This window comes from Pseudonocardia sp. EV170527-09, assembly GCF_008369905.1.
In the GTDB taxonomy this organism is placed as follows: Bacteria; Actinomycetota; Actinomycetes; order Mycobacteriales; family Pseudonocardiaceae; genus Pseudonocardia.
In genome coordinates this window covers 77,871-95,946 of record NZ_VRMC01000006.1, presented here as the reverse complement: position 1 = coordinate 95,946, position 18,076 = coordinate 77,871, and the positions used below count along the sequence as shown (strand labels likewise).

The following is an 18,076-nucleotide window of genomic DNA, read 5'->3' as shown; positions in this document are numbered from 1 at the left end:
GGACCCTGGCCGACGGCTGGGCCTACGCCCGACTCTATGAGTCGACCCGCCAACGCAACGACGCCCTACCCGGCTGGCTGCACTTCTACAATCACCACCGCGCTCACTCCGCCATCGGCGGCCAGCCACCAGTCACCAGGCTGACCAACCTCCCTGGACATCACACCTAGCGCACCCAGCGGTCGAACCAGGACAGCAGCGCCGCGCGCTGCAGCTCGGTGCCCGGGGTGACGGTGCCGAGCCCGTCCCCGGCGCCGTGCTCGAGGCCGGGCAGCTGCAGGTAACGGGTCGGGATGCCGAGATCGGCGATCGCGGCGGTGAAGCGCGCCACCGGCGCCGCCGGGACGAGGTGGTCCGCCGAGCCCTGCACGACCAGCGTCGGCGGCGAGTCGGACCGGGCATGGGTGATCGAGTCGGTGAACGCGTAGCGCTGCGGGAACTGCTCCGGCGACCCGTCGATGTAGGCCGCCCCGACCTGGCGCCCGATCGCGGAGAACGGCTCGGTGGCGGTCAGGTCGACCGCCGGGTACATCCCGGCGACCGCCCGCACCCGGGGCAGCGCGGCGCGGTCACCGCAGGTCGGGGCCAGGGTGCCGGCGCTGTCGAGGTAGGCGGCGTTGACCGCGAGGTTGCCGCCCGCCGACTCGCCGAAGATCCCGACCCGCGAGGTGTCCAGCCCGAGCCCCGGGCCGGCGGTGCCGACCCAGGTGAGCGCGCAGCCGACGTCGCCGACCTGGGTGTCCCAGTTGTGCAGCTCCTCGGTCGCGAGCCGGTAGTCGACGTCGACGACGGCGTACCCGTTGTCGGCGAGGAACCGGTTGTACGACGACGGCCCGCGCGAACCCTGCACGAAGCCGCCGCCGTGCACCCGCACCAGCACCGGCGCGGGACCGCCGCCGGGCCGGGGCAGGTAGAGGTCCGCGAGCAGCGGGGTCCCGCCCGGAGCACCGAACTCGACGGTGCGGTCCGGCCCGGGCGCGGCGACCGGCACCGGGGAGACCGGGGAGAACAGGTGCAGCCCGCCGCCGTCGCGGGCGACGCTCACCACGAGCGCCGTGTAGGTGCCCGCGGCCACCAGCGTGGCGGCCACGGTGAGGCCGATCAGCACCGAGCCGGCCCGGCGGCGCCGCGACAGCGCCCGCATCCCGGCGGCGGCCGCCACGCCGACCAGGGCGAGGACGACGTTCCACACGCCGAGGCCGTCGCGCAGCGACCCCAGCACGAGCACCAGCCCCTGCGACGTCACGTCCTGCAGCAGCGGCCCCCACCAGCCGACCGGGGCCAGCGCGAGCGCCTGGGCGAGGACGGTCCAGACCAGCACGAGGACGGCCAGCAGGCCGAGCAGGGAGGCGAGCAGCACCGCCCCCGCGCGTCGAGGACCCGATCGTGTGACCGGCCCCGCCGCCGTCCGCCCCGTGTCCGTGTCCTGTCCCACTGCGGGCCCCCGTCGTCCGTCGCACCGTCGGATGTCGTTGTGCAACAGAGTAGGCGCTCCGCTCGGCGGGCTGCTCAGGCGCGGGCGCGGTAGAGGTCCCGCAGCAGCGCGATCTCGGCCCCGTGGTGGAGGACCTCGCGGTGGATGTGCAGCACCAGCGTCGCGAGCGGCGCGTCGGCGTAGGGCCCCTCGGCCGGTCCGCACGGCCGGGCCAGGCCGTCGGAGCCGAGCGCGGCGACCCCGGCGGTCCACCGCGCGTACTCGGTGTCCAGGGCGTCCAGGGCCGCGGCCGCGGTGCCGGGGTAGTCGTAGGAGTCGAAGTCGACCGCCGGTCCGCCGAAGTGGGAGTGCGACCGCAACGCGAACACCCCCACGACGACGTGCGCGATCCGCCAGGCGATCGTCGTGACCGGGGGCGGCTCCGGCGCCGGGAAGGCGAAGTCGATCACCCAGTCGCCCGGTCCGGCCCCCGGCGGGGTCACCGACTCCCCGCGGCGGCGCACGCCCCAGCAGCCGGGTACCGGCTCCCAGTGGTACTCGTCGTCGGTGAGCCCGGCCAGCCGCGGGCGCAGTGCGGTCTCCCAGTGGAACGTCAGCTGAGCGAGCAGCTCGGAGTTCCAGTCGACACCCGTCGTCGTCCCCATCTCCGTCATGACCCCACAGCCTGTCCTCGATCGCGGACACCCGCTGCCCGCGTCCACACCCCCTGTCCGGTAGGCACACCCGTCGTGGCGGGTGTGGACACCCGGCAGGGGGTGTGGATCCGGCTCAGCCGGCGAGGCGGACCGGGCGGAAGGCGCGGCTGCGGGCCCGGGTGGCGACGGCGACCAGGGCGCGGGCAAGACGCAGGTCCTCGGCGTCGCGCTCGGGATGGGACTGGACACCGACCACCCAGGGCGCGTCCGTGCCGCCGGGGCCGGCCGGGTCGCTCCACTCCAGCGCCTCGACGACGTCCCCGGCGCGGGCGGACACCCGCAGCCCGGGGGCGACCCGGTCCACGCCCTGGTGGTGGTGACAGCGCACCGTCACCGGGCCCGGACCCAGGATCTCCGCGGCCCGGGTCCCCGGTTCGGTCAGCACCGGCACCGGCGCGTACACGCCGGGCCCGGCCGAGTGCGCTCCGGCGACCTGTGCACCGACCACGTCGGGCAGGTGCTGGTGCAGCGTCCCGCCGAGCGCCACGTTGAGCAGCTGCAGCCCGCGGCACACCCCCAGCACCGGGATCCCGCGGCCGAGCGCCCGGTGCAGCGCCGCCACGTCGGCGGCGTCGCGCCCGGTGCGCGGTGTGTCGGTGTGCGCGCCGGCCACCTGCCCGTAGCGGGCCGGGTCGACGTCCTGATCGCCGGTGAGGAGCAGCCCGTCGAGGGCGTCCACGGCCTCCTCGGCGCCGTTCACCGGGGCGAGCAGCACCGGGACCCCGCCCGCGGCCAGCACCATGTCGACGTAGGTGCGGGGGACCAGCACGACGTCGTCGTCGCGCATGATCCAGTAGTCGGCCCGCTCGCTGTAGCAGCTGATGCCGATCAGCGGGCGCGTCACGAGCCGGCCCCGTGCAGCACGTCGATCACCTGGTCGCCGTAGCGGGCGAGCTTGCCCTCGCCGATCCCGGAGATCGTGCCGAGCGCGGCCCGGTCGGCGGGGGACCGTGTGGCGATCTCGCGCAGCGTCGCGTCGTGGAAGATCACGTAGGCGGGGACGCCCTGCTCCTTCGCCGTCGCCGCCCGCCAGGCCCGCAGCCGCTCGAACACCGGCGCGACCTCGGCCGGCATCTCCACGGCCGGCTTCGACCCGCCGCCCCGGGACCGCGACGGCCGTGCGGTGCGCTCCGGCTCGGTGCGCAGCATGACCTTCTGCTCACCGCGCATCGCGGCCGGGGACTCGTCGGTGAACCGCAGGGTGGAGTAGTTCCCACCGACGGTCAGCAGTCCCCGCGCGACCAGCTGGCGCAGCACGTTGCGCCAGGCGACGTCGCTCAGCTCGGTCCCGATCCCGAACACCGACAGCTCGTCGTGGCGGTGCTGGTCGACCTTCGGGGTGTGCTTGCCCAGCAGGATGTCGACGACCTGTCCGGCACCGAACTCCTGGTTGCGCTCCTTCTTCAGCCGCCACACCGTCGACAGCACCTTCTGCGCCGCGACCGTGCCGTCCCACGAGGACACCGGTGTCAGGCAGGTGTCGCAGTTCCCGCACCGCTCCGACTCCGGCTTCTGCCCGAAGTAGCGCAGCAGCTGGGCCCGGCGGCACTCGGTCGTCTCGCACAGCGCGAGCATCGCGTCGAGATGCTGGGCGAGGCGCCGCTTGTGCGCGGCGTCGCCCTCGCCGTCGTCGATCATCTTCCGCTGCTGGACGACGTCGGCGAGCCCGTAGGCAAGCCAGGCCGTGGACGGCTCGCCGTCGCGCCCGGCGCGGCCGGTCTCCTGGTAGTAGCCCTCCACGGACTTGGGCAGGTCCAGGTGCGCGACGAACCGCACGTCGGGCTTGTCGATGCCCATCCCGAACGCGATCGTCGCGCACATGACCAGGCCGTCCTCGCGCAGGAACCGGGACTGGTTCTCCCGGCGCACCGACGCGTCGAGCCCCGCGTGGTAGGGCAGCGCCCGGATGCCCTGCGCGGTGAGGAACTCCGCGGTCTCCTCGACCTTGCGCCGCGAGAGGCAGTAGACGATGCCCGCGTCCCCGGCGTGCTCGGCGCGCAGCAGCTCCAGCAGCTGGCGGCGTGGCTCGTTCTTCGCGACGATCCGGTACTGGATGTTGGGCCGGTCGAAGCTCGCCACGAAGTGGCGCGCATCGGTCAGCTCCAGGCGCTGGGCGATCTCGGTGCGCGTCGCGTCGGTCGCGGTCGCGGTCAGCGCGATCCGCGGGACGTCCGGCCAGCGCTTCGGCAGCTCGGAGAGCAGCAGGTAGTCCGGCCGGAAGTCGTGCCCCCACTGCGCGACGCAGTGCGCCTCGTCGATCGCGAACAGCGCGATGCGGCCCCGCTCCAGGAGCCGGACGGTGGACTCGACCCGCAGCCGCTCGGGGGCGAGGTAGAGCAGGTCCAGCTCCCCGGCGAGGAACTCCTGCTCGGTGAGGCGGCGCTCGTCGGCGTCCTGGGTGGAGTTCAGGAACCCGGCCCGCACCCCCAGCGCGCGCAGCGCGTCGACCTGGTCCTGCATCAGCGCGATCAGCGGGGAGACGACGACGCCGGTCCCGGGCCGGGCCAGCGCCGGGACCTGGTAGCACAGCGACTTGCCGCCACCGGTCGGCATGAGCACCAGCGCGTCGCCGCCGCCGACGACCTGCTCCACGATCGCCTGCTGCTCGCCGCGGAACGCGTCGTAGCCGAAGACCCGGCGCAGGATCTCGTGCGGGTCGCTGCTGTGCACCCGCTCGGGGACGGGCAGCTCACGGTCCGGTGCGGGTGCGGCGGCCCAGGCGTCCTCCGGTGGGGGCTCGTACCCGTACTCCTCCTCGGGCTCGGGCGGGAGCGGGATCTCGTCCGGGGCGGAGGCGTCGAACACGTCGTCGATCGTACGAGCCCCGCCCGCCGCGCCCCGCCCGGCACTCGTCTCGCGGCACCGAGCACCGCGTCCGACGCGTGGTCCCGGTCACCGCCCGTGTGTCGTGGGCGCCGCGGTGCTGCGCCGGACGCTCCCGGGGTGTAGCAAGACCTGCAGGACCAACGGCGCCCCGCAGACCGGACGCCGGGCGATCACGTGAGAAGGACGGACCCGTGGATCTGAAGATCGGGTACAAGGCGTCGGCCGAGCAGTTCGGCCCCCGCGACCTCGTCGAGTACGCGGTGCTCGCCGAGGAGCTGGGGCTCGACAGCGTCTGGGCGTCGGACCACTTCCTGCCCTGGCGGCACGAGGGCGGCCACGCCCCGGCCGCGCTGCCCTGGATGGCGGCGGTGGGAGAGCGCACGAAGCGGGTGCAGATCGGCACCTCGGTGCTGACCCCCACGTTCCGCTACAACCCCGCGGTGCTCGCCCAGGAGTTCGCGACGATGGCGCTGCTCACCGGCAACCGGGTCGCGCTCGGCGTCGGCACCGGTGAGGCGCTCAACGAGATCGCCGTCTCCGGGCGCGAGTGGCCGGAGTTCAAGGAGCGCTTCGCCCGGCTGCGCGAGGCCGTGAAGATGATGCGCGCGCTGTGGACCGAGGAGTCGGTCAGCACCGAGGGGGAGTACTACACCGTCGTCGACGCCATGATCTACGACCGGCCCGAGCAGCCGGTGCCGATCTACGTGGCCGCGGGCGGCCCGATGGTGGCGCGCTTCGCCGGCCGCTTCGGCGACGGGTTCATCTGCACCTCGGGCAAGGGCATGGAGCTCTACACCGACAAGCTGATCCCGGCCGTCGAGGAGGGCGCGGAGAAGGCCGACCGCGACGCCGCGGGCATCGACCGGATGATCGAGATCAAGATCAGCTACGACCGCGACCCCGACGCCGCCCGGGAGAACACCCGGTTCTGGGCGCCGCTGTCGCTCACCCCGGAGCAGAAGAACTCGGTGGACTCCTCGCGGGAGATGGAGCGCCTCGCCGACGAGCTGCCGATCGAGCAGGTCGTGAAGCGCTGGATCGTCGCCTCCGACCCGGACGAGGCCGTCGCGCAGATCAAGCCCTACCTCGACGCGGGCCTGAACCACCTGGTCGTGCACGGCCCCGGCCACGACCAGCGCCGGTTCCTGGAGCAGTTCACGACCGACGTCGCGCCGAAGCTGCGGGCGCTCGCGTGAGCGCCGCGACGAGCGCCCCGGCGCTCACCCGCGAGGGGCGGGTGCTGCGCTGCCGCATCTCCACCGGCCGGCACGGCACCCTCGACGGCCCCGCGGTGGCCGAGGTCGCCGAGGCGCTGCTGGCGCTCGACCCGGCCGAGACCGGTGCGGTCCTGGTGCACGGCGACGGCGAGAACTTCTGCACCGGGGGTGACGTGCGTGCCTTCGCCGGCGCCGAGGACCGCTACGCCTACGTGCACTCCCTCGCCGACACCTTCCACTCGATGCTGCGCCCGCTGGCGGCGAGCCCGGTGCCGACGGTCGCCGCGGTCGCCGGCTGGGCGGCCGGTGCGGGCATGAGCATCGCGCTGGCGTGCGACCTCGCCGTGGGCGGGACCTCGACCCGGATGCGTCCGGCCTACCCGGGCATCGGGTTCTCCCCGGACGGCGGGATGACCTGGACGCTGCCGCGGCTGATCGGCGCCGCGCGGGCGCGACGGGTCCTGCTCACCGACGAGGTCCTGGAGGCGGAGACGCTGGCCGAGGTGGGGCTGCTCGCCTCGGTCGTCGACGACGACCGGGTCGCCGACGAGGCCGCCGCGGTCGCGCACCGGCTCGCCCAGGGCCCGACGGCCGCGCTGGGCCGCATCCGTGGGCTGCTGACCGACGGCTGGGACCGGGGGCTCACCGAACAGCTGGCGGCGGAGGCGGACTCCATCGCGACCTGCGCCGCGGGCCCGGAGGGTGCCGAGGGGCTCGCGGCGTTCGGCGAGAAGCGTCGCCCGCAGTTCCACTGAGCCGACCCTGCCGGCAACCTCGTCCACAACGCACCCGGACACGGCACCCGGACACGACGGAGGGGGCGCGACCGACCGGTCGCGCCCCCTCCGAGTGTGTCCGACGTGTGTCCTGGCGTGTGTCGCGGTGCGGTCGCTCAGCGCGCGCTGGCCGGGCTCCCCGCGACGACCCGGCGCGACCGCTGCGGGCCGCGGGAGATGCCGGGCATGCCCACGGTGAGGCGCTGCGTCGGGCGGTGCAGACCCGGGCCGAGCGGCCAGCCCGCGTCGAGCGGGGCGAGCAGGCGGTCGAGCTCGGAGTCCGGAGTGGCGCCGACGCTGTTGCGCAGCAGCCGCTGGAACTCCTCGTACTCGGCGAGGGCGTCGGCGACGTGCCCGCCGGCGAGCAGCGCCTCGACCAGCGCGCGACGCGACCGCTCGCGGCTCGGGGCGGTGGCGACGGCCCGGCGCGCGACGGCGACGGCGTCGTCGTGCCGGTCGGCGGCGGTGAGCGTGCCGGCCAGCCCCTCGAGGGCGGACAGGCGCAGCTGGCGGAACCGCTCGCGCTCCACGGCGATCCACGGCGCGGTCCACGACGGGAGGATGTCGGACTCCAGCAGCGTGGTCTCCGGGGCGCCGATCTCGCGCACCGTGCGCAGCATGCTGGGCGCGGACAGCCCGCGGATCAGGAGCATGGCCTCGGTGAGGTCGACGACCACGTCGTCGGCGAGCTGCAGCCGCCCGAGGTGGTCGGCGTCGAGCAGCCCCGGTACGTCGACGCCGGCGACGGCCTCGTCCAGCAGCCGGGCCGCGGGGACCGGGCCGACCCCGGGCCACAGCGTCGCCGCGAGCGCCGCCGTCGGCTGCGGGCGCCGGTGCACGGCGAGGTAGGCGACCAGGCGACGGGAGTCGACCGGCAGCGGGACGGCGCGGTCATCCGCGCGTAGCCCGAACGAGCCCAGCACTCGCACGTGCGGGGCGGAGGTGGGAGTGATCTGCTCACTGGATCGACAGTGATCGTCGTCGGACATGGCCGTTTCCCCGGATCGGTCGTGGCGTTCGGCCCGCGGTCGGCTCCGCACGGAGCCGGGGCGCGCCGGGCGGGAGGCCTCGGATCGCGGAGCGGGCACGACGGAACCGCACCGACACGGACGGCGGGCGGCGTCTCCGTGTGGTGTCGTCGCTTGCGAGGATAGCCCAGCAGTGCCCACGGTGTGAGATCCGGGTGGGGGCGGATCGTGAGATCTGCCTCAGGCCCGGGAGAGCAGCCGGACGTGGGTGCCGTCCGGTGCCCGCCACACGTGCAGGCTGTCGCAGAGCTGCCGGGCGATCCAGGTCCCGCGCCCCCGCGCCTGCGACGGGTGCGGCGGCGCGAGCCCGATCAGCGGCAGCGCGATCACCCCGCTGTCCTGGACCTTGCAGACCAGCTCGCCGTCGCGTGCCCAGACCGACAGCTCTGCCTGTGGGGACCCGTGCTCGACGGCGTTGGTGGCGATCTCGTTGACCGCCTGCACCATGTCCTCGCCGCGGGTGGTGTCGAACCGGCAGGCCCGGGCGGCCTCGGTCACGGCGTCGCGCACCCGGGACAGCTCGAAGGTGTTGTAGGACAGCGTGACGTCTGGTGGCCCGAGCAGGTGCGGCGGCGCGATCGGCAGGGCCGCGACCGCCTCGGCGGGCGGGCGGTACCGCGGGTTCGCGGCGAGCCCGGACGCGTGCAGCCGCAGCGGGTGGTTGACCTCGGCGGACTCGCCGACCGCGCCGTGCAGCGGCAGCCGTGGGTAGGCGCACACCTGCAGCACCGGCAGCCCTGCCAGGGAGATGTTGAGCGCGGCCTCCAGCTCGACCCAGAACCCGCCGTCGACCCCGTCGAGGTCCGGGTCGTGCGCGCCCACCACCAGCACCGGGCGGCCCGACGAGGTCAGCGCACGCAGCTCCCGGGCCCGCCAGGCGGCGACGGTCTGTCCGGACTCCCGGGCCGAGCTGGTCAACGACGTCAGCCTGCCGAGCTCGACCTCGTCGCCGAGCTCGTCGTGCAGCGCCTCCTCCAGCGGTGTCGGCAGGTCGAGCGCGACCCGGGCACCGGTGTCCCGCGCCGCTGCCCGGGCCGCCGGAACGACGGCGGCGAGCAGCTCCACCGGGTCGTCGGCGTGCACCAGGGCGTGCCGGAAGCCGGGCGGGCGGGGAGCGGCGTTGACCTTCACCGGACCCGTCCTCCCGGGTGCACGACCTCGGGGGCCGGCGGACGGTCGTCGAACACGAGCTGGGGGAGAACGCGGCACCGCAGCGTTCGAGCACCCGCAGCACCCGCGGCCGGACCCGGTGCAGCACCAGGCGGTGGGTGGCCGGGAACCCCTCCGCGGCGTGCACCAGCGCGACCGCGGTGGCGACGTCGATGAACCGCACCGAGGCCATGTCCAGGCCGATGTCGGGGGATGCGTCGGCGGAGCGCAGTGCGGAGTCCAGCGCGGAGTGCAGCAGCGAGGTGATCTTCGAGCGGTTGCTGTGGTCGACCTCGCCGGCCAGCCGTGCGTGACCGGTGCCGAGCCGGACGATCCGGAGCAGGCCGTCGTCGTAGGCGGTGGAGCACGGGACGTGGTCGCGGTGTAGCGCACGCATGATGTCGACCTGCTCGGCGGGGAAGTGGTCGTCGTAGGTGCACAGCGCGGTCAGCCCGCCCGCGCTCTCGCGGACCAGCCGGGCCAGCAGGCCGTCGTACTCGGGCAGGGTGCCGGCGGCGCCCGCGTCGAGCACGGAGTGCATCTGGCCGGTCATCCGGGTGCCGTTCCAGCCGAGCTCGCGGGAGCGGACGATCTCGTCGGCCATCCCGGCGTAGACGTCGGCGAGCGGGGTGCGGAAGGTCTGCCGGGTCCGCTCGGCGGGCAGGATCTCCAGCTGGCCGCGGCGCAGCGGGTCGTCGACCTCGACGCCGTCCTCGGCGAGACGGCGGAGCAGGACGTCGGCGGCGCCGTCGTCGTCGAAGTAGAGGATGCGCTCGCCCCGGTCGAGACCGTGCCCGACGTAGGCGGCGGCGAGCTCCCCGAGGTGCTCGGTGCTGTCCGGGACCGCGCACACGTGATCCCCGGACGTCAGCGCGTCCGCCAGCTTGATCACGTCTCACCTGCCGCGCCCGCCCCGCCGCCGCTCCTCGCGGCGCCGGGCACACCCCGTCACGAACTCCTGGACGGATCAACCGTACGGAGGCCCTCGGCGGAGGCCCGAGACCTCGGAACGTGCGAGGCGCCGAACCGACGGTGACGCGCGACGAACGGAACGTCACCGGCGGGCGACGGTGGTGCGCAGACCCGGTCCGACCAGGACGTACGGCCGTTCGGCGCTGTCCGGTGTCCGCCGGACGGCGGTGGCTCCCGGCGTCCGGGGGTTCACCGTCCGTGGCGGCGTGGTGGTGGCGTGGCGAGGTCAGGCGGCCGGGTTGACCGCGACCGAGGTGGTCGCGCTGCCCTGGATGGTCTGCAGGACGACGCAGTACCGCTCGGTCAGCTTCACCAGGGTCGCGACCTTGTCCTGCGCGGCCGGTGCGTCGCCGTCGCGGATGTCGACGTCGAACGACAGCCGGATCTCCCGGAACCCGACCGGGGCGTCCTTCGCGACGCCGAGGGTGCCGCGGAAGTCGAGGTCGCCCTCGGCCCGCACGGCGCCGTGCACCTCGAGCTCCAGCGCGGTCGCCACCGCGCGCAGGGTCACCCCGGCACAGGCCACCAGGGCCTCCAGCAGCATGTCGCCCGAGCACAGCTGGGTGCCGTCGCCGCCGGTGGCCGGGTGCAGGCCCGCCTCGGCCATCGCCTGGCCGGTGGAGACCTTGCACGCCACACCGGAGCCGAGCTCGCCGTCGGCCTTGAGGGTGATGACCGCCGACTCCGGATCGTCGCGGTACTGCTGCTTGAGCGGGGCCTGGATGTCACGGAGGGAGACGTTGGTGTCGGTCATGTCCCCATCCTCACCCCGACGGGGCGCCCCGCACACCCCGACCCGACGACTAGGGTGCCCGGTGTGGGCAGGGAGAGCGACACCGGACGGGCGGCCGCGGTGCGCCGCAGCGCCCGCGAGGCCGCCGACTCGGTCCGCGAGGCCCGCGACACCGTCCGGGACACGGTGCGCGACACGGTCCGGGACTCGGTGCACGACACCGTGGGCCCGCCCACCGACGACGACCGGCTCTGGACCGTCCCGAACGCGCTCAGCATGCTGCGCCTGGCCGGGGTGCCGCTGTTCCTGTGGCTGATGCTCGGCCCGGAGGCCGACGGCTGGGCCGTCGCGGTGCTGGCGATCGGCGGGTTCACCGACTGGCTCGACGGCAAGCTCGCCCGTGTCCTGGACCAGTTCAGCCGGTTCGGCGCCATGCTCGACCCGGCCGTGGACCGCCTCTACATCCTGGCCGCGCTGGTCGGGCTGGCCGCGCGCGACATCGTCCCCTGGTGGGCGGTGGTCGCCCTGGTCGCCCGCGACGTCGTCCTCGCCGGCTGCGTGTTCGTGCTGCGCCACCGCGGCTACGGCCCCTTCGAGGTCGTCTACCTCGGCAAGGCCGCCACCTTCGTGCTGCTCTACGCCTTCCCGCTGCTCCTGCTCGGCGACGGCCCCACGCCCGCCGAGGCCGTGGTCGGTGTCGTCGCGAACGCCTTCGCCATCTGGGGCGTGGCCCTCTACCTGTGGTCGGGGCTGCTCTACCTGGCCCAGTTCCGGCTGGCGCTGCGCCGCCCGGCGCCGGGTGTCCCGGCCCCGGCGACCCGGTTCGATCACGACCGCGCCGGGGGATAGGCTCCCCGGCGTGAGCTCGGAGATTCCGTCGGACCTGTCCTACACCGAGGCCCACGAGTGGGTGCGCCGCAGCGGGGACGGGGTGGTCCGGGTCGGGATCACCGACCACGCCCAGTCGCAGCTCGGGGACGTCGTGTTCGTGCAGCTGCCGACCGTCGGTGACACCCTCGCCGCGGGCGACGCCATGGGCGAGGTCGAGTCGACCAAGTCGGTGTCGGACATCTACGCCCCGGTCGGCGGCGAGGTCGTCGCCGTGAACGACGGGCTGGACGCCGCCCCGGAGCTGGTGAACTCCGCCCCCTACGGCGACGGGTGGATCGTCGAGATCCGCCTGGCCGACGGGACCTCGCTCGACGGCCTGCTCGACGCCGACGCCTACCGCCAGCTGGCCGACGGCGACTGAGCCGGCCGCCCGCCGCACCACGCGGCACGGCACGCGGACCTCCGTATCGCCCCGGCCGCTCCGACCGGTAGGTTCACATCCCCTGGACGTGTCGTCCGGAAGGGGCCGGGACACCCGGCCCCGAACAGACCTGACCGCCCGGACGCCGTCCGGGTACCGCATCCGCGAGGAGGAGTCCCCGAGGTGACCACGAACGACCCGCGCGACGTGCCACCGGAGCGCGCACCGGAGACCACGTCGGTCTTCCGGGCGGACTTCCTCGCCGACGTCGAGCAGCCGGCCGCCGAGCCCGCCGTCTCGGGTGTCGACGGGCTTCCCGCCGGGTCGGCGCTGCTCGTCGTCCGGCGCGGTCCGAACGCCGGCTCGCGCTTCCTGCTGGACGTGCCGACCACCAGCGCCGGCCGGCACCCCGACAGCGACATCTTCCTCGACGACGTCACCGTCTCCCGGCGGCACGCGGAGTTCCGCCGCGACGCCGGTGAGTTCGTCGTGGTCGACGTCGGCAGCCTCAACGGCACCTACGTCAACCGCGAGCCGGTCGACACGGCCGTGCTCGCCAACGGCGACGAGGTGCAGATCGGCAAGTTCCGCCTGGTGTTCCTGACCGGGCCCCGCGAGCCCGGCGCCCAGGGCTGACCCGGGTCCGTGCGGTGGCGCCGTCCGCGCCGTCCCTGCCGCCGTCTCTGCCGCCCTCTCTGACGGCGGTGCCGTGGGCGCCGTTCACGGCACCCCGCGTGTGACCGGCCCGTCGCGGCCGGGGGTGCTCCGGTACCCCCTGGTGCGGCGGGCCTTCGGCGTGGACGGGGACCGGCGGGTGTCGAGCCGACACGCCGTGCGCGACGGGCGTGTGACGATCGTCGAACGGACCCCGTCACTCCCCGTCCGGAGGCGCGCGTCCGGGCGGGCCGCCGTGTAGCGTCATCAGGTGTCGGTGGCAGTGCGGTGGCAACGACGACGGTGACGACACGGAGCCGTCGGGTCCACCGCGCGGGTCAGGGCGAGCAAGGCGATCAGGGCGGCCGGGGTGGCGTGTCCACCCGGGTGGTCCGACAGGCCCGACAGGGCCGGGGAGGCGGGCTGATGAGCGAGATGCGCGTCGTGGGCGTCCGGGTCGAACTTCCGGCGAACCAGCCGATCCTGCTGCTGCGGGAGACGAACGGCGACCGATACCTCCCGATCTGGATCGGATCGGTGGAGGCGACGGCGATCGCCCTGGAGCAGCAGGGGGTCAAGCCCGCGCGGCCGTTGACCCACGATCTGCTCAAGGACGTGATCGGAGCACTCGGGCGACGGCTCGAGCAGGTGCGGGTGACCGACCTGCAGGAGGGCACCTTCTACGCGGAGCTGATCTTCGACGGAGGTGTCACGGTGTCCGCACGGCCGAGCGACTCGATCGCGCTGGCGCTCCGGATCGGTGTTCCGGTGCACGCCGACGAGAGCGTCCTCGCCGAGGCGGGACTGGTCATCCCCGACGAGCAGGAGGACGAGGTCGAGAAGTTCCGCGAGTTCCTCGACTCCGTGTCGCCGGAGGACTTCCGCGGGGCCCAGCCGGGCTGATCCGTGCGGGTCACCACCGCCGTCACCCGGCAGTGGGAACGCACGGACCCCGGTCCGACCGTTCACCGACGTCACCGACCGTTCGGCGGCCGTGCGCCCTGTGTGCCCGGCGACCCGGCCGGGTGTCCGGTACGCCCAGGTCGGCGAGCCGCGTTGACCACCTCGGCCGCTGGGCCTACCGTCATCTCGACTGATGACATCCGTGGAACTCACCCACTACCCAGAGTCACATGGTAGAGGACGGTCCACGGTCCCGAACGAGGGAGACCGCGCGGTGCAGACGCCACCACCCGAGGGGCCGGGTCAGGGAGAGCTGTTCCCGGACCCGCTCGTCGGTGCGGGGCTCGACGGGGTGACCGACCGCCTGGTCGGCTTCCGCGGCCCGACCGCGTGCCAGGTCGTCGGCATCACCTACCGACAGCTGGACTACTGGGCCCGCACCGGGCTCGTCGTGCCGTCCATCCGCGGCGCCGCCGGGTCGGGCAGCCAACGGCTGTACTCCTTCAAGGACGTCCTCGTCCTCAAGATCGTGAAGCGGCTGCTCGACGCCGGTGTCTCGCTGCAGAACATCCGGATCGCCGTCGAGCACCTCCGTCGGCGCGGGATCCGTGACCTCGCCGGCATCACCCTGTTCTCCGACGGCACCACCGTCTACGAGTGCACCTCCCCGGAGGAGGTGGTCGACCTGCTGCAGGGCGGGCAGGGCGTGTTCGGCATCGCCGTCTCCGGCGCGATGCGCGAGATCTCCGGCGTGATCAAGGACTTCCCGGCCGAGCGGGCCGACGGCGGCACCGTCGACGAGGCACCCGAGGACGAGCTGGCGCGCCGGCGTGCGCGCCGCGCCATCTCCTGAGGCGGGTCCGCTCACGCCACCGAGCGGAACGGGTCGTGCTCGGCGAGCAGCTTCTCCATCCGCGCCTGGTCGACCCGGTTGACCACGGTCAGGGAGTCCTGCCGGTCCCGCACGCACTTCGCCAGGGTGAAGGCCGAGGTGATCGCGTACAGCACGGCGATCGCCAGGAACGCCTTCACCCACCCGTCGACGGGCAGGTAGACGGTCCCGACGACGACGGCGGCGAGGGACACACCGAAGGACAGCATCGCCTGCGTGTGGAACGCGGCGGTGGTGGCCGGGGTGGTGTTCGGAGCGCTGGTGTTCGACATGACACGAGTGTGACGAGACGGCGCAGGCGGCGACGCCGCAGAACTACGCAGGTAGGCTGACCCGGTAGTCGTCGACGCCGCGCGGGAGAGCCCCGGGGAACGAGCCCGGGCGCCGAAGGAGCAACCCCTTCCCGGAATCTCTCAGGCACACGGACCGCGCGGTCGAGACGCCTCTGGAAAGCGACGGGTCGCCCGCGCACGCGGGGAGCCGTCCGCCGACGGGGAAAGCCGGAAACCTCCGGTGAATCTCTCAGGCGCCCGGTCTCCGGGTACGGACAGAGGGGAGGGCGAGTTGCCCTGCCCCGATCCGCCCGACGACCTCCGGAGGCGCCGTGAGCCCGACGTCCGAGCACCGTCCCACCCTCGCCGAGCTGGAGCGGGGGCTCCCGTTCGCCGAGCGCCACATCGGGCCCCGCCCCGCTGACCTGGCCCGGATGCTCGAGGTGCTGGGCGTCGACTCGCTCGACGCGCTCGCCGCCCGTGCGCTGCCCGACACCATCCGCGACGCCGAGCCGGTCGGGGCCTCGCTGCCCGCGCCGGTCGGCGAGGCCGAGATGCTGGCCGAGCTCCGCGCCATGGCCGGACGCAACACCGTGACCGTCCCGATGATCGGCTACGGCTACCACGGGACCCGCACCCCGTCGGTGATCCGCCGGAACGTGCTGGAGAACCCGGCCTGGTACACCGCGTACACGCCGTACCAGCCCGAGATCAGCCAGGGCAGGCTCGAGGCGCTGCTGGCCTTCCAGACGATGGTGTCCGACCTGACCGGGCTGCCGGTCGCCGGCGCGTCGCTGCTCGACGAGGCCACCGCCGCCGCCGAGGCGATGACCCTGCTGCGCCGGGCCAACCGCTCGACCAGCCCGCGGTTCGTCGTCGACGCCGACACGCTGCCGCAGACCGTGGACGTGCTGCGCACCCGCGCGGAGCCGCTCGGCATCGAGCTGGTCGTCGCCGACCTCGCCGACGGCGTGCTGCCCGAGGGCGAGTTCTTCGGCGTCCTGCTGTCCTACCCGGGCGCCTCGGGCCGGGTCGCCGACCCGTCGGGGCTCATCGAGGCCGCGCACGGCCGCGGGGCGCTCGTCGCCGTCGCGGCGGACCTGCTGGCCCTGACCCTGCTCACCCCGCCCGGGGAGCTCGGCGCGGACGCCGCGATCGGCTCCACCCAGCGCTTCGGGGTGCCGCTCGGCTTCGGCGGCCCGCACGCCGGCTACCTGTCGGTGGGGCAGCGCCACGCCCGGCAGCTGCCCGGCCGGCTCGTCGGGGTCTCCCGCGACGCCGACGGCCACTACGCCCTGCGTCTGGCGCTGCAGACCCGTGAGCAGCACATCCGCCGGGAGAAGGCCACCTCGAACATCTGCACGGCACAGGTCCTGCTCGCGGTCATGGCCGCCTGCTACGGCGTCTACCACGGCCCGGACGGGCTGCGCGACATCGCCACCCGCACCCACCGGATGGCCGCGGTCCTCGCCGCCGGCCTGCGGTCGGGCGGGGTGGAGATCGTGCACGACGCGTTCTTCGACTCGGTGCTCGCTCGTGTCCCCGGCCGGGCCGACGCCGTGGTCGCCGCCGCGCACGAGGCCGGGATCGCGCTCCGCCGGGCCTCGGACGACGAGGTCGGCGTCGCCACCTCGGAGATCACCACCGTGGCGCACCTGCACGCGGTGTGGTCGGCGTTCGGCATCGCCGGGGTGGACGCCGACGCCCTCGACGGGGAGACCGCCGACGCGCTGCCCGCCGGTCTGCGCCGCACCGGCGAGTACCTCACGCACCCGACGTTCCACGACCACCGGTCCGAGACCGCGCTGATGCGCTGGCTGCGTCGCCTCGCCGACGCCGACCTCGCGCTGGACCGCACGATGATCCCGCTGGGCTCGTGCACCATGAAGCTCAACGCCGCCGCCGAGATGGAGGCGGTGACCTGGCCCCAGTTCGCCGACCTGCACCCGCTCGCGCCCGAGTCCGACACCGTCGGCACCCGGGAGATGATCGAGCAGCTGGAGACCTGGCTGGCCGACCTCACCGGCTACGCCGCGGTGTCGCTGCAGCCCAACGCGGGCAGCCAGGGCGAGCTCGCCGGGCTGCTCGCCATCGCCGCCTACCACCGCAGCCGCGGGGCGGCCGACCGCGACGTCTGCCTGATCCCCGCCTCGGCGCACGGCACGAACGCCGCCTCGGCGGTCATGGCCGGGATGCGGGTGGTCGTCGTCGGGACCGCGCCGGGCGGCGACGTCGACCTCGACGACCTGCACGCGAAGATCGCCGAGCACGGTGACCGGCTCGCCGCGCTGATGATCACCTACCCGTCGACGCACGGCGTCTACGAGGCCGGGGTCCGCGACGTCTGCGCCGCGGTCCACGACGCGGGCGGCCAGGTCTACGTCGACGGCGCAAACCTGAACGCCCTGGTCGGGGTGGCCCGCCCGGGTGCCTTCGGCGGCGACGTCAGCCACCTCAACCTGCACAAGACCTTCTGCATCCCGCACGGCGGCGGCGGGCCCGGCGTCGGCCCGGTCGCGGTGGCCGAGCACCTGGTGCCGTTCCTGCCCGGTCGCACCCCCGTGTCCGACGGCGGGGTCGGCGCGGTCTCGGCCGCCCGGTACGGCTCGCCCGGCGTCCTGCCGATCTCCTGGGCCTACCTGCGGATGATGGGCACCGACGGGATGCGCCGCGCCACGCTCACCGCGGTGGCCGCCGCCAACTACGTCGCCACCCGGCTGCGGGAGCACTTCCCGGTGCTCTACTCGGGCGCCGACGGCGCGGTCGCCCACGAGTGCATCCTCGACCTGCGGACCCTGACCAAGGAGACCGGGGTGACCGTCGACGACGTCGCCAAGCGGCTGATCGACCACGGCATCCACGCCCCGACCATGTCCTTCCCGGTGGCCGGGACGCTGATGGTCGAGCCGACCGAGTCCGAGGACCTGGCCGAGATCGAGCGGTTCGTCGCCGCGATGGTGTCGATCCGCGGCGAGATCGACCGGGTCGCCGCGGGGGAGTGGCCCGCCGAGGACAACCCGCTGCGCAACGCCCCGCACACCGCGGCCTGCCTGGCCGACGACAAGTGGGACCACCCGTACCCGCGGGAGCTGGCCGCGTACCCGACCGGGGTCACCCCGGGGGTGCACGACCGGAAGGTGTGGCCGCCGGTGCGCCGGATCGACGGCGCCCACGGCGACCGCAACCTGGTCTGCTCCTGCCCGCCGCCGGAGGCCTTCGCCTGAGTGCCGCCCACCCGTCGGGAGGGTGTCCGGACAGGTCGGGGATCATGG

At 74.3% G+C, this 18,076-nt stretch carries 17 protein-coding genes, 1 pseudogene and 1 riboswitch; of the genes and pseudogenes, 9 read left to right on the top strand and 9 right to left on the bottom strand.

The genetic code is table 11. The features are described 5' to 3' along the window. Positions 1–170: integrase core domain-containing protein (locus tag FVA95_RS03190; protein WP_149662779.1), on the top strand; the 170-nt coding region annotated here is incomplete at its 5' end. On the opposite strand, the gene FVA95_RS03185 is transcribed toward FVA95_RS03190, so the two are convergent. The 4 genes from FVA95_RS03185 to recQ all read right to left on the bottom strand — a co-directional run bounded on the left by FVA95_RS03185 (position 167) and on the right by recQ (position 4,818). Then, positions 167–1,360, bottom strand: coding sequence for an alpha/beta hydrolase (locus tag FVA95_RS03185; RefSeq protein ID WP_149662846.1), 1,194 nt, complete (start codon positions 1,358–1,360; stop codon positions 167–169). The genes FVA95_RS03190 and FVA95_RS03185 overlap by 4 nt on opposite strands. Positions 1,361–1,509: 149 nt before the next feature. Continuing rightward, positions 1,510–2,088 carry a DinB family protein gene (locus tag FVA95_RS03180; RefSeq protein WP_226362419.1) on the bottom strand — a complete coding sequence of 193 codons (579 nt, stop codon included), beginning with the start codon at positions 2,086–2,088 and terminating at the stop codon, positions 1,510–1,512. 115 nt (positions 2,089–2,203) lie between these two features. Beyond that, positions 2,204–2,974: a gamma-glutamyl-gamma-aminobutyrate hydrolase family protein gene (locus FVA95_RS03175; RefSeq protein WP_205015749.1), complete on the bottom strand. Its 771-nt coding sequence runs from the start codon at positions 2,972–2,974 to the stop codon at positions 2,204–2,206. Next, complete coding sequence (recQ, locus tag FVA95_RS03170; RefSeq protein ID WP_149662861.1) at positions 2,971–4,818, bottom strand: DNA helicase RecQ; 1,848 nt, start codon at positions 4,816–4,818, stop codon at positions 2,971–2,973. Before recQ ends, FVA95_RS03175 begins: the two co-directional genes overlap by 4 nt. 329 nt (positions 4,819–5,147) lie before the next feature. Here recQ and fgd point away from each other — a divergent pair, with 329 nt between their 5' ends. Both fgd and FVA95_RS03160 read left to right on the top strand, forming a co-directional pair. Beyond that, complete coding sequence (gene fgd / locus FVA95_RS03165; protein WP_149662845.1) at positions 5,148–6,152, top strand: glucose-6-phosphate dehydrogenase (coenzyme-F420); 1,005 nt, start codon at positions 5,148–5,150, stop codon at positions 6,150–6,152. Next, the gene (locus tag FVA95_RS03160) at positions 6,149–6,928 is read left to right on the top strand and encodes an enoyl-CoA hydratase/isomerase family protein (RefSeq protein WP_149662844.1); all 780 of its coding nucleotides are present in this window, start codon (positions 6,149–6,151) and stop codon (positions 6,926–6,928) included. Before fgd ends, FVA95_RS03160 begins: the two co-directional genes overlap by 4 nt. 137 nt (positions 6,929–7,065) lie before the next feature. Here FVA95_RS03160 and FVA95_RS03155 read toward each other — a convergent pair whose 3' ends face one another. The 4 genes and pseudogenes from FVA95_RS03155 to FVA95_RS03135 form a co-directional block, all read right to left on the bottom strand. Next, the gene (locus FVA95_RS03155) at positions 7,066–7,938 is read right to left on the bottom strand and encodes a BTAD domain-containing putative transcriptional regulator (protein ID WP_083695912.1); all 873 of its coding nucleotides are present in this window, start codon (positions 7,936–7,938) and stop codon (positions 7,066–7,068) included. A gap of 219 nt (positions 7,939–8,157) precedes the next feature. After that, entirely contained in the window at positions 8,158–9,108 is a 951-nt protein-coding gene (locus FVA95_RS03150; protein WP_161992179.1) for an ATP-binding protein, read from the bottom strand. 121 nt (positions 9,109–9,229) lie between these two features. Further along, positions 9,230–9,979 (bottom strand): annotated as a pseudogene (locus tag FVA95_RS33810) (MEDS domain-containing protein); the annotation flags it as partial. Between the two features lie 345 nt (positions 9,980–10,324). Then, positions 10,325–10,852, bottom strand: a complete 528-nt coding sequence (locus FVA95_RS03135; RefSeq protein WP_149662841.1) for an OsmC family protein — start codon at positions 10,850–10,852, stop codon at positions 10,325–10,327. Between the two features lie 189 nt (positions 10,853–11,041). Here FVA95_RS03135 and FVA95_RS03130 point away from each other — a divergent pair, with 189 nt between their 5' ends. From FVA95_RS03130 to FVA95_RS03110, 5 genes are all read left to right on the top strand, one after another. Next, positions 11,042–11,680 (top strand): CDP-alcohol phosphatidyltransferase family protein, encoded by a 639-nt coding sequence (locus tag FVA95_RS03130; protein ID WP_051050132.1) that lies wholly within the window; start codon positions 11,042–11,044, stop codon positions 11,678–11,680. A 10-nt stretch (positions 11,681–11,690) separates the two neighbouring features. Beyond that, the gene (gcvH, locus tag FVA95_RS03125) at positions 11,691–12,083 is read left to right on the top strand and encodes a glycine cleavage system protein GcvH (RefSeq protein WP_149662840.1); all 393 of its coding nucleotides are present in this window, start codon (positions 11,691–11,693) and stop codon (positions 12,081–12,083) included. A 183-nt stretch (positions 12,084–12,266) separates the two neighbouring features. Then, positions 12,267–12,719 carry a glycogen accumulation regulator GarA gene (garA, locus tag FVA95_RS03120; RefSeq protein WP_062394962.1) on the top strand — a complete coding sequence of 151 codons (453 nt, stop codon included), beginning with the start codon at positions 12,267–12,269 and terminating at the stop codon, positions 12,717–12,719. A gap of 444 nt (positions 12,720–13,163) precedes the next feature. Continuing rightward, positions 13,164–13,640: a bifunctional nuclease family protein gene (locus FVA95_RS03115; RefSeq protein WP_020623535.1), complete on the top strand. Its 477-nt coding sequence runs from the start codon at positions 13,164–13,166 to the stop codon at positions 13,638–13,640. A 274-nt stretch (positions 13,641–13,914) separates the two neighbouring features. Then, complete coding sequence (locus FVA95_RS03110) at positions 13,915–14,493, top strand: MerR family transcriptional regulator (protein WP_060711889.1); 579 nt, start codon at positions 13,915–13,917, stop codon at positions 14,491–14,493. Positions 14,494–14,504: 11 nt separating this feature from the next. On the opposite strand, the gene FVA95_RS03105 is transcribed toward FVA95_RS03110, so the two are convergent. Then, entirely contained in the window at positions 14,505–14,804 is a 300-nt protein-coding gene (locus tag FVA95_RS03105) for a YiaA/YiaB family inner membrane protein (protein WP_149662839.1), read from the bottom strand. A gap of 72 nt (positions 14,805–14,876) precedes the next feature. Then, positions 14,877–14,971, top strand: a riboswitch (glycine riboswitch). Between the two features lie 165 nt (positions 14,972–15,136). Between FVA95_RS03105 and gcvP the strand changes: the two genes are divergently transcribed. Further along, a complete protein-coding gene (gcvP, locus tag FVA95_RS03100; RefSeq protein WP_149662838.1) occupies positions 15,137–18,028 on the top strand; it encodes an aminomethyl-transferring glycine dehydrogenase in 2,892 nt (963 codons plus the stop codon). Positions 18,029–18,076 lie beyond the last annotated feature (48 nt).